Source organism: Streptomyces sp. NPDC052107 (assembly GCF_040680215.1).
Lineage (GTDB): Bacteria > Actinomycetota > Actinomycetes > Streptomycetales > Streptomycetaceae > Streptomyces.
Genome location: NZ_JBFAWG010000148.1, coordinates 1 through 11,192, shown reverse-complemented (window position 1 = coordinate 11,192; position 11,192 = coordinate 1). Strand labels below are relative to the sequence as shown.

Sequence of the window (11,192 nt, the reverse complement as noted above, 5' to 3'; positions counted from 1 at the left end):
GTACTGCAGGGGGGACCCTGTGGGAGAGTAGGACGCCGCCGAACAATCTTTGAGAAAGGCCCACGCCGTCCGGCGTGGGCCTTTCTGCGTTTCAGCGCCTTTTAGAAGGTCACTTCAGCCGTGTTGATGATTCCGCGTCGGCGGCCGGGTGCATGCTGACCGCTCCAGTAGAAGTTGGTGTGGGCGATGACCTGTTCCGGGGCTGGCGCACCGTACTCGCTGAGGTCCTCCGTCGTGTGTGCGTCGGCGACCAGCGTGGCGTCGTAGCCCCGTGCGAGGGCGCCGTGCAGGGTGGAGCGGATGCAGAAGTCGGTCTGGGCGCCCGTGACGAAGAGGCGGCCCACTGCGCGCGCCGCGAGGACGGACTCCAGGTCGGTGTCCTCGAAGGAGTCCCGGTAGCTCTTGGCGACCAGGGGCTCGGAATCGAGTCGCTTCAGCTGCGGGACGTACTCCCAGCTCTCGGTGCCCGGCACCAGTTCCTCGTCCTGGTGCTGCACCCAGATCACCGGCACGTCCGCAGCGCGGGCTTTGTCGATGAGGGTGCCGATGTTCGCGATGACGTCCTCGCGGCTGGGCGAGCTCGGCACCATCACGCCGTTCTGCACATCGATGACCAGAAGGGCGGTGTGCGGTCGTTCGGGCAGTGTTGTCATGGCTTTCACAATATGGGATGCCGCTGACAACGGGCGGCACTACGGTGGCCCTCATGAGCACCTCGACCAGCGGTGACTACGTCATCCGCACGATACGACCGGACGACTGGCCCCGGGTGAAGGAGCTGCGGCTGGACGCCCTGCGGGACCCGATCGCGCACCTAGCCTTCCTGGAGACGTACGAGGAGGGCGCGGCCAAGCCTGACTCCTTCTACCAGGAGCGGGCCGCGCGGTCGGCCGAGGAGCAGAGCGTGGCGCGGCAGTTCATCGCCGAGGCGCCCGACGGTACCTGGGCCGGCTCGGTGACCGTGCTCATCGAGGAAGCCGGAATGACGGACTGGGCCGGGCATGCCGTCGAACGTCGACAGGGGCATGTGGTCGGGGTGTTCATCCGGCCCGAGCAGCGCGGGAACGGATTGATCAAGGCCCTGTTCGACGCCGGTGTGGCCTGGGCGCGGGAGCGGGGTGCCGAGCGGGTGCGCCTGCTGGTGCACGAGGAGAATGCCCGCGCCCAGGGGGCGTATCGCAAGGTCGGGTTCGCGCCCAGTGGGGTGATCGTGCCGCACGTCAGGGAGGAGGCGCAGAACGAGGTGGAGTTCGTTCTGGAGTGGCCGTCCTAGACCGGCTGTCTCAGACCGGCCAGACAGGCTGTCTCAGCCCGGCAGTTCCTGGTGCGGCCAGCGGGAGCGGGCCTGTTCGCGGGAGCGGAGCAGGGCGAGGGTGGGTAGGCCCTGGTCGGTACCTGTGACGAGCAGCTCGGGGAGCTGGGGGATGGGGGCCACGGCCGCGACGTCGTCCAGGACCAAGGTGAGTGGTGGGTCGAGCCGACCGGAGGATGACCGTTCGGCCATGCGCCGGCCGCGCTCGACCACGCTGGAGACGAGGGCCGTCAGGAGGGGCATCGCGCCCGGGTTGCTCCTGGGGTCCTCGATGGATTCACCGACCACATAAAGCGTGCCCTCCTCGTGGACGAAGGAATCCAGTGACAGGGCATCTGTTCGGTTTGGTGTGCAGGCCTCGCGGATGTTCACGGTGAACAGGGCCGAGAGGGCTCGGCTGGTCAGTTCCTGGGCGATGTCGCGGCGTTCGGGGTGCGCGGTGAGCGCGGCCTCGAGCTCGCCGGCGGCGCCGGGGGCGGCCTTGGCGTGGGTACGCAGGGTGCGTACGGCGTCCTGGACCTGGGTGCCCTGGGACCAGCGGTGGACGTGGCGGATGGTGCGGTTCTCCAGAGCGGCGGCGTGGAGGTAGCTCCGGAGCAGGGTCAGTGCCGTGTCGGCCACTGCCTGGTCGATCTTGGCCGTGGGCTGGACGGGGGCGAGCAGGGCGGTGGCTCTGTTCAATGCGGTTTGCTTGTCCTCACAGCCGGCTGTGGGGGACCAGTGGAGGCGGGCCGGGGTGTCGCAGAGGTGGGTGGGGTCGTAGAGGAGGGTGGGGCCCAGTTTGGCTCTGGCGTCCTTTGTCTCCGCCCACAGGGCGGGGTTCGAGGTGACGACGAGTGTGGGGCCCGGTGCGTCCTGGACGGCCTGGGCTGCGGCCGTCTGACGGCTTTCCCTGGGTGCGACGAGGACTTTCTCTCGCCCGCGCACCCGTTCGCCGTCGACCGGGCGCTGAGCGACAGGGGCGGGGCCGGGAGCGGGCGTCTCCTGGAGAAGCACCGTCGGGGCGGGCGTCGGCGCGGGCATCGGCTCCGGCATCGGCGCTGTGCCGCGCGGGACTGGGACCTCGTGCCCCTGCTCCGGCTCCGGCGGCATCGTCTTCTGGGCCCGCGCCCGCGCCCTCCCCGCCCGCCACCTCGCCACCACACCCATCACGAACACGGTGACGACGAACAGGACCATCAGCTGGCCGATGAACAGGCCCCAGAACAGGCCCCAGCCGGAGAGCTGGGAGGAGGGGGTGTCGGGCCAGGCGCCGGTGATGTCGTGGGGTTCGCCGATGAGGTGGCGCATGGCGAGGGGGGTGCGGGTGAAGGTGACGGCGTGCGGCCAGGCGCCCTTGGAGAAGAGGGCCGAGAGTCCGGTGGCCGTCCACACCAGCACGGTCATGCCGAGGAGGAACGCGAGTATGCCGATCAGCAGGCCGTCGGGGATGCCGCCCTGGCCCTCCCGGCGGTCCTCGCGGCGGTCGCGAGCGTCCGGTCTCACCCGTTCCTCCCCTGCTCTGGCCCTACGCCACCGTCGACTCGGAGTCGCCCAGATGCTGTTCCACGAAGGCCGCCGCCCGCTGCTCGGCCTCCAGTTCGGCGGCGCGCAGGGCGTCGTCGGCCGTGAGGTCGCTGGAGGACTCGGTCATCGCGCGGTCGGTGAAGACCAGCGGGCGTTCCGTCTCCGTGACCAGGTGTTTGACCACCTGGACATTGCCGTTGACGTCCCATACGGCGATGCCGGGCGTCAGCGTCGGGATGATTTCCACGGCCCACCTCGGCAAACCCAGCACCCGGCCGGTGGCCCGGGCCTCGTCGGCCTTCTGGGCGTAGATGGTCCTGGTTGAGGCCATCTTCAGGATCGCCGCCGCCTCCTTGGCCGCGGCGCCGTCCACGACGTCGGACAGGTGGTGCACCACCGCCACGAACGAAAGGCCCAGCCGGCGGCCGAACTTCAGCAGGCGCTGGAACAGCTGGGCCACGAACGGGCTGTTGATGATGTGCCAGGCCTCCTCGACCAGGAAGATGCGCTTCTTGCGGTCGGGGCGGATCCAGGTGTGCTCCAGCCACACGCCGACGATCGCCATGAGGATGGGCATGGCGATGGAGTTGCGGTCGATGTGGGAGAGGTCGAAGACGATCAGCGGGGCGTCCAGATCGATCCCCACGGTCGTCGGGCCGTCGAACATGCCGCGCAGGTCACCGTCGACCAGCCGGTCCAGCACCAGGGCGACGTCCAGGCCCCAGGCCCGTACGTCGTCTATGGCGACGTTCATCGCCTCGGCCGACTCCGGCTCCGGGTGGCGTAGCTGCTCGACGATGTCGGTGAGGACCGGCTGGCGGTCGACGATCGTCTCGTTGACGAAGGAGTGGGCGACCTTGAGCGCGAAACCGGAGCGTTCGTCCAGGCCGTGGCCCATCGCGACCTCGATGATCGTCCGGAGCAGCGCGAGCTGGCCGGTGGTGGTGATGGCCGGGTCGAGCGGGTTGAGCCGGATCCCGTGGTCCAGCGCCGCCATGGGGTCCAGCCGGATGGGAGTTATCCCCAGCTCCTCCGCGATGAGGTTCCACTCACCCACCCCGTCTTCGCCCTGGGCGTCCAGCACGACGACCTGGCGGTCCTTGAAGCGCAGCTGGCGCAGGACGTAGGTCTTCTCCAAGGCCGACTTGCCGTTGCCGGACTCGCCGAGGACCAGCCAGTGCGGGGCCGGGAGCTGCTGGCCGTAGAGCTGGAAGGGGTCGTAGATGTAGCCCTTTCCGGAGTACACCTCGCGGCCGATGATGACGCCCGAGTCGCCGAGGCCGGGCGCGGCCGTGGGCAGATAGACCGCCTGGGCCTGGCCCGTGGAGGTGCGCACCGGCAGCCGGGTCGTCTCGACCTTCCCGAAGAGGAAGGAGGCGAAGGCGTCGGTGAGGACGGACAGCGGATCCCGCATCGGTGAATCAGCCCCTACCTTCGGATGCCGGTGGCGAAGGGAAGTGTGTTCACGAAGGCGCGGTGGTGCTCTCGGTCGCACCACTCCAGCTTGAGATACGACTTGCCGGCGGAGGCCCTTATCGTGCGTTTGTCGCGGTTCAGGGCCTCCGGGGTGCGGGCGGAGACGGTGATGTAGCCGACGAGGTTGACACCCGCCGCGCCGCTCGCGAGGTCTTCGCCTCTCTGGTCGAGGCGGTTGTGGGCGGCGACGTCCCGCGGGTCGACGGTGCGGTTCATCTTGGCGGCGCGGGAGGCCTCGGCCTCGTCGTTGGTCTTCTCGGTCAGCATGCGTTCGATGGCAACCTCGGTGGGTTCGAGATCCATCGTCACCGCGACCGTTCGGATGACGTCCGGGGTGTGGACGAGGAGGGGTGCGAGGAAGTTGACCCCGACCGGGGTCATCGGCCACTCCTTCACCCAGGCGGTGGCGTGGCACCAGGGAGCGCGGGTGTTGGACTCGCGGGTCTTGGCCTGGAGGTAGGTGGGCTCCATGGCGTCGAGCTCGGCCGGCCAGGCGTTGCGCTTGGTCATCGCCTGGATGTGGTCGATGGGGTGGTCCGGGTCGTACATGGAGTGGATGAGGGAGGCGAGCCGGCCCTGGCCCAGCGGCTGGCGGACCCGGATGTCGGCCTCCTGGAGCCGGGAGCAGATGTCCGTCAGCTCGCGGGCCATGACCACCGCCAGTCCCGAGTCCCGGTCGACCTTGCCGCCGCGGGAGCGGACGGCGCGGGCCATGGCGCCCGCCTCGGCGGCGAGCTCGCGCGTGTAGTGCATACAGGCGACGAGGTAGGCGCGGTGCTGCTCGCTGCTGGTGGACACCATGGACTGCAGCTGGTCGTACGACTGCCGCAGCCACTGCGGGGAGCGGTCGTCGCCGCGCACGGTGACGTCCTTGGCGTGGGCGTCGGGGTCGGCGGGCAGGGTGCGGGCGAGCATCTGCAGCCGGGTGACGAACCCGTCGCCGTTGGCGACGTGCTTGAGCAGTGTGCCGAAGCGGTCGACCAGGGCCTCCTGGTCCTCGGAGTCGCGCAGGCCGACGCCGGGGCCTTCGATCTCGATGGCGGCGGTGACGGTCTTCCGGTCGGCGTGCAGCAGTACGGCGATCTCGTCGGGCCCGAACGGGGCGGCGAGCCAGGTGATGCGGCCGATGCCCGGGGGCGGGCCGATCTCGATCTCCCGCCCGTCGAGCCGCGTGCCCGCCTCCATGACGCCGGACCGGTAGACGGCGTGGCCACCCTTGACGGTGCGCTTGTAACTGCGGTTGATCTCGAACCACTTGTAGAAGGTGCGGCGCTTGTACGGCACGTACACCGCGGCGAGCGCGAGCAGCGGGAAGCCTGTCAGCAGCACGATGCGCAGGGACAGGACCGGGACGACGAGGCCGCACATCATGCCGAGGAACGCGCCCGCGACGATCAGCGCGATCTCGCCGGACTCGCGGTTCCGGCCGATGATCGCGTTCGGCCGGGCGCGGCCGATGAGATACGTACGGCGGGGCGTGACCGGATGGGACAGGTGGGACTCGGTCGTCAACGCCCTTCACCTCCCGTGCGGTTGACGTTGCGGGTGTTGCCGGCGTGCGGGGTGTTGACCGGGCTGGGCGCGCGGGGCGCGGGCGTGGCGGAGGGGACGGCTCCGCCGCCGCCCCCGGTGGGGGTACGGCTGCCGTGGGCGGCGACACCGCCGGTGACGGGGTTGGCCGGGCGCGGGGTGCTGCTGCTGGTTTGTCCTGCGCCGGATCCGTTGTTGTCGGCGCGGGAGCTGTGGGTCTTGATGCCCTGGGCGACGAGGGTGGCGGGGGAGCTGATCACGGCGGCGGCCTTGGACTCGGCGCCCTGCATGATGCGGTTGTTGCGGCCGCCCGCGATCTCGTCGCCGAAGCCGGGGACGAAGCGGTAGATCATCGCGCTGGCGAAGATGGCGAGCAGGATGATGGCGAGGCCGGAGACGACGGCCGAGAAGGCGTCGGGGCCGTTGCCGGAGGACAGGGCGCCGGCGAGCCCGAGCACGATGACGATGACGGGCTTGACGAGGATCACGGCGATCATGATCCCGGCCCAGCGGCGTACGTGCCCCCACAGGTTCTTGTCGACGAGGCCCGCGTAGACGACGGTGCCGAGGAGAGCGCCGACGTAGAGGAGGGCGGCCCTGATGACCAGCTCCAGCCAGAGGACGCCGGCGGCGAGGATGCTGACCAGGGAGACCACGATCAGCATGATGGGGCCGCCGCCGATGTCGGTGCCCTTGCCGAGGGCGCCGGAGAAGGTGCCGAAGAACGTGTCCGCCTGGTCGCCGGTGGCCTTGGCGAGGACGTCGGTCACTCCGTCGGTCGCGGATACGACCGTGTAGAGGATCAGCGGGGTGAAGGCGGAGGCGAGCACCGTCAGCCACAGGAATCCGACGGCTTCCGAGATGGCGGTGGTCAGCGGCACGCCGCGCACGGCTCGCTTGGCCACGGCCAGCAGCCACAACAGGAGCGTGAGGATCGTGGACGCGGCGAAGACGATCGCGTACTGCTGCAGGAACTTGGGGTTGGTGAAGTCGACGTTGGCGGTCCCCTTCACGGCCTTGCTGAGCTTGTCGATGGTCCAGGAGGCGGCTTCGGCACAGCCTTTGGCGAGGGAGGAGAGGGGGTCGAGGGCGGAGGTGTCCGGGACGTTGGAACCTCCTGAACCGCTGGAGGTGTTGCCGCGTTCGCAGTACTTCTTGGCCTCGCCGGAGATGACGTCGCAGTTGTAATTCTTCGACGGTGAGGGCGAAGCGCCGCCGGAAGGGGTGGGTGAGGGCGCGGCGATGGCACGTGTGGCCAGCAGTACGGCGGTGGTCTGTACGGCTGTCACGACTCCGGCGAGCTTGAGCGCACGTCGCGGGCTACCGGGCATACGTGAACCCTCCGTACTCTTCGATGGCCTTGCTGATCTCGTCGGAGGCGGCGGCCTTGTCGTCACCGGGTACCGGTGCGGGGCCGTCCTTCTGGGTGTCCGAGGTGATCTTCCAGTCGCCCCCGGACCACTGCAGGTCGAACGTCCAGGTCTTCCAGGATGAGGTGACAGGGTCGGTCGAGGAGCTGCCGGCCATGCCGATGAGCCCCACGTACCAGACCGCCACCTTGGCGTCGTTCGCCGTGTAGTGCTGCACCGTCGTGCCGATCGGGACCACCCGGGAGACGAACGTACTGCCGTTCGGCGGATTGCCTGCCGCGTCGAGGCCCATCTTGGCAAGAAAGTCGGTCGAGTAGGCCTGGTCCATCGGGCCCTGGAGTCTTGCCGCGGCCTCGGAGGTATAGAGGAGGTGCAGGAGGGCGTCGCGGCTGTCCTTGTTGAACATGCCCGTCGAGCCCAGCGCCACGGCGTAGTTCGAGGCGGCCGACTGCGCTCCCTGCTCTGTGTGGGCGAATCCCGTCGGTACGCCCGCGGACTTGGTGTCCACGGGACGCGTTCCGCTGGCCGCCGTGGGAGCGGCCGCCGGCTTGTGGTTCTTCGCGGTCGAGCCGTTCGCGGACGAATTGTCCCCCCTGTTGGCGAAAGCGATCGCCGCGATGAGGAGGACCACTACGCCGACCACCGTGACCAGGCTTCGGGAGGAGGAGCGGCCGGTGCGGCGGGGGGCGCCGCCGTAGGGGTCGGTTTCGGGGAGGCGGGTGCGGGTGTGGCCCGTGTCGCCGTAGTCGCTGTACGCCTGGTCGTCTCCGGAGGTCATGGCGTGCGCGCTCCCTCACCCTCGTAGGAGTACGACGGTAGCCGTGCTGCTTGCCGCGCGGGCGCGGTGTGGTGACTCGACATCAGGGAGACGCAACCTTCAGGGGACTCAGACCGCCATGCCGTACACGATCGTGAACAGGGTGCCGAGGGAGCCGATGATGAAGACCCCGGTCAGGCCGGCGATGATGAGGCCCTTGCCCTGCTCGGCGCTGAAGGTGTCGCGGAGGGCGGTCGCGCCGATGCGTTGTTTGGCCGCGCCCCATACCGCGATGCCGAGGCACAGGAGGATGGCCACGGCCATCACCACCTCGATCATCACCTTCGCCTCGTTGCCCAGGCTGCCGAAGGGGCCCCAGTCCGGAGCGATTCCGCCGATGATGGTGTTGATGTCTCCCTTGTCGGCCGCAAAGAGCATGTAAGTCACCGCCCCTGGTGGGTAGTTCCGCGTGGCCCCCGCGGTGCGCGGAGGGCAGGTCTCATTGTCGCCGACAACTTCGCGGTCGTATGTCGACTTGACGTCATTGGCTGGCGGGTTTCGTACGAATGGCGCGTACGGTCACTCTGTGTATCACGGCAGGTCACGCCGGGCAATGAGGTCCGACCGGAACCTGTCGTGTGGTTGGGTCGTTGTCCTCCTTTACGACCTGGCACGGTTTCTGACGGCTGGTCGGGTGAGGCATCGAGATGATGTTCTCATGGCAGGGGGCGGGGAACAGGACATGGCCCCGGCGGCGGGTGCCGTCGGGGCCTGTGGCCTGCGAAGCAGCGGGTGCGGTCAGCCAGTGAAGGCCGTCACGCCCTCGGGGGTGCCCCAGCCGGTCGGGCCGTCGTATCCGGACTGGGCGGTGCACAGGTAGCTGGTGGCGCAGGTGCCGTTGTCGCCGCTGGTGACGTCGTTCAGCGCGGAGGTGCCGGCCGCGGTGTACGGGAACTTGGCCGGGTAGCCGCCGCTTGACGGGGTGCCGGCGAGGGCGTAGACGCCCGCGGTGAGAAGTGCGGCGGTGGCCACGGATGCCGAGCCGATCCGGCGCCATGAGCCGCGTATGCGGGGGGAGTTCGGGGTGGTCGTACGCAACGTACAGCCTCCTGGAAGTGGTGGTCAGAGGCCTGCGGGTGTGGGGGCCACCGGTGGATGACCGGTGGGTCGGCGGCCCGCGACGACCATCGCGTTGTTGAGTACGCGACAACAAGTGGCTTTCGGAATTCCGACCTCCTCGTTACTCAAGGCAGTTGGCGGATCGCTGAGCAATGGCAGTGTGCTGGCGCTGTGCTGGGTGCGGCTTGACCCGGGGCACAGGTCCCGCGCGGAGGGGGATCGGCGGGCCTTGGCGGGCTCAACGGGGCTTGAGGCCGTGCAGCAGCAGGTGGACGTGTTCGTCCAGGCCGTTCATGGCCTCCTCGGCGTCGAGGGCGCAGGCGGCGATGAGGGCGGCGAGGCCGTGCAGGCTCGCGGCGGCGATCATGGTGATCCGCTCGGGGTCGCCGGCGACGATCTCGCTCTGCTCCTGCGCCTCCGCGATCATCCGGGCGAAGGAGCCGAGGGACTCGTCGACGGCGGCGGCGAGCTGGGCGGAGCTGTCGGGCGCGTGCTTGCGCGCGAACATCAGCTCCAGCAGCTCCGGGTTCTCGACGGAGAAGCCGAGGTAGGCGCGGGCGAGCGCCGCCATGCGTCCCTCGAAGGTGAGGCCGGGCTGTTCGGTGGCGGCGCCCAGGGCGTGGTTCAGGCGCTCGTACCCGTCCAGCGCGAGGGCGTCTATGAGCGCCTGCTTGTCCTTGAAGTGCCGGCCGGGGGCCGCGTGGCTGACCCCGGCGTCCCGGGCCAGTTCGCGCAGCGAGAGCGCGCCGACGCCCTTCTCGCGCAGGGTGCGCTCGGCGCTCTTGAGCAGGGCGGCGCGCAGGTCTCCGTGGTGATAGGGGCGATTCGTCGGTGACGGGGACATGCGCGGCATGCGGACCATCGTAACCCGATGTTGTCATTGACATCATTGTTGTCGGTGCCTACTTTGGAGCCATGACTGACAAATGGAACGCGACCCACCTCCCCGACCTGACCGGCCGGACGGCCGTCGTCACCGGTGCCAACAGCGGCATCGGCTTCGTCGCCGCCGAGGCGCTGGCCCGGGCCGGAGCGCATGTGGTGTTCGCCGTACGGGATCTCGCGCGGGGCGGCGCCGCCGCGGCGAAGGTGAGCGGCAGCACCGAGGTGCGCCGCCTGGACCTGGCCGACCTGGACTCGGTACGGGAGTTCGCGGCCGGCTGGGACCGCCCACTGGACCTGCTGATCAACAACGCGGGCGTGATGATGCTGCCGGAGCAGCACACCAGGCAGGGCTTCGAGATGCAGTTCGGCACGAACCACCTGGGTCACTTCGCGCTGACGAACCTGCTCCTGCCCTATGTGACGGACCGGGTGGTGACGGTGTCCTCGGGAGCCCACCGCTTCGGCGACGGAGTGATCCACTTCGAGGACGTGAACCTGCGCGGCCGCTACACCCCCACCCGCGCCTACGCCCAGTCCAAGCTGGCCAATCTCCTGTTCACCCTGGAACTCCAGCGCCGCCTCGCCGAGGCCGGCTCCACGGTCCGGGCCCTGGCCGCGCATCCCGGCTGGGCTGCCACGAACCTTCAGAGCCACCACGCGAACCCTCTGATGAGGGGTGCCATGGAGGTCGGCAACAGGTTGTTCGCCCAGAGCGACAAGGCCGGCGCCCAGCCCACCCTCTACGCCGCGAGCCAGGATCTTCCCGGCGCGTCCTACGTCGGCCCGGCCGGCCTCGGCGAGATGCGCGGGGCCCCCACGCTGGTCGGCCGCAGCACAGCGGCCAGCGATCCGGAGGCGGCCCGCCGCCTGTGGACTCTGTCGGAGGAGCTGACCGGGGTGGAGTGGGGCCTGAAGCCGGTCAGCCGACCGTGATGCGCTGGTCCATTCCGGGCTGCTTGTGACCGGCGACCGGGCAGTACCGGACATCACGGCATCGCACGCCCCCGCCTTCGGCGTCACCCCGGCGGCCGATCCCCACTGCCGGCTGACCCACAGCAAGGAGCCCTACCTGAACGGTGGTTGGACCCACCTCCAGGCCGATGCGGCGATGCTGTGCAACCAGCGAGGGAAAGGCACCTTCCGAAGCGTCTCTGATTGGCTTAGCGAGCCTGAGCGTTGCTCAGCCTTGGGAGCCAATCGCCTTCGTGCCCTGGTACTGAACGACAGGAGCCGCCAG

General features: G+C 69.4%; 11 protein-coding genes and 1 pseudogene. 3 read left to right on the top strand and 9 right to left on the bottom strand.

Annotation, left to right across the window (positions count from 1 at the left end):
- Positions 1-101: 101 nt before the first annotated feature.
- Entirely contained in the window at positions 102-653 is a 552-nt protein-coding gene (locus tag AB0M27_RS44645) for a cysteine hydrolase family protein (RefSeq protein ID WP_365731565.1), read from the bottom strand.
- Between the two features lie 53 nt (positions 654-706).
- On the opposite strand from AB0M27_RS44645, the gene AB0M27_RS44640 reads away from it, so the two are divergent.
- A complete protein-coding gene (locus AB0M27_RS44640) occupies positions 707-1,273 on the top strand; it encodes a GNAT family N-acetyltransferase (protein ID WP_365731563.1) in 567 nt (188 codons plus the stop codon).
- Between the two features lie 33 nt (positions 1,274-1,306).
- Here the strand turns inward: AB0M27_RS44640 and AB0M27_RS44635 are convergent, their stop codons facing one another.
- From AB0M27_RS44635 to AB0M27_RS44600, 8 genes and pseudogenes are all read right to left on the bottom strand, one after another.
- Positions 1,307-2,797: a type IV secretory system conjugative DNA transfer family protein gene (locus AB0M27_RS44635; RefSeq protein WP_365731560.1), complete on the bottom strand. Its 1,491-nt coding sequence runs from the start codon at positions 2,795-2,797 to the stop codon at positions 1,307-1,309.
- A gap of 22 nt (positions 2,798-2,819) precedes the next feature.
- Complete coding sequence (locus AB0M27_RS44630) at positions 2,820-4,232, bottom strand: ATP-binding protein (protein WP_365731558.1); 1,413 nt, start codon at positions 4,230-4,232, stop codon at positions 2,820-2,822.
- A gap of 14 nt (positions 4,233-4,246) precedes the next feature.
- Complete coding sequence (locus AB0M27_RS44625; protein WP_365731556.1) at positions 4,247-5,806, bottom strand: SCO6880 family protein; 1,560 nt, start codon at positions 5,804-5,806, stop codon at positions 4,247-4,249.
- Positions 5,803-7,155: a hypothetical protein gene (locus tag AB0M27_RS44620; RefSeq protein WP_365731554.1), complete on the bottom strand. Its 1,353-nt coding sequence runs from the start codon at positions 7,153-7,155 to the stop codon at positions 5,803-5,805. Before AB0M27_RS44620 ends, AB0M27_RS44625 begins: the two co-directional genes overlap by 4 nt.
- A complete protein-coding gene (locus AB0M27_RS44615) occupies positions 7,145-7,972 on the bottom strand; it encodes a hypothetical protein (RefSeq protein ID WP_365731552.1) in 828 nt (275 codons plus the stop codon). Before AB0M27_RS44615 ends, AB0M27_RS44620 begins: the two co-directional genes overlap by 11 nt.
- Before the next feature lie 108 nt (positions 7,973-8,080).
- Positions 8,081-8,389 carry a hypothetical protein gene (locus AB0M27_RS44610; protein WP_014673544.1) on the bottom strand — a complete coding sequence of 103 codons (309 nt, stop codon included), beginning with the start codon at positions 8,387-8,389 and terminating at the stop codon, positions 8,081-8,083.
- A 360-nt stretch (positions 8,390-8,749) separates the two neighbouring features.
- Positions 8,750-8,974, bottom strand: a pseudogene (locus tag AB0M27_RS44605) (peptidase S8); the annotation flags it as partial.
- A gap of 334 nt (positions 8,975-9,308) precedes the next feature.
- Positions 9,309-9,923, bottom strand: coding sequence for a TetR/AcrR family transcriptional regulator (locus tag AB0M27_RS44600; RefSeq protein ID WP_365731550.1), 615 nt, complete (start codon positions 9,921-9,923; stop codon positions 9,309-9,311).
- Between the two features lie 62 nt (positions 9,924-9,985).
- Here AB0M27_RS44600 and AB0M27_RS44595 point away from each other — a divergent pair, with 62 nt between their 5' ends.
- Positions 9,986-10,888 carry an oxidoreductase gene (locus tag AB0M27_RS44595; RefSeq protein ID WP_365731548.1) on the top strand — a complete coding sequence of 301 codons (903 nt, stop codon included), beginning with the start codon at positions 9,986-9,988 and terminating at the stop codon, positions 10,886-10,888.
- 25 nt (positions 10,889-10,913) lie between these two features.
- On the top strand, positions 10,914-11,192 hold a 279-nt coding region (locus tag AB0M27_RS44590; RefSeq protein WP_365731546.1), incomplete at its 3' end, for a hypothetical protein.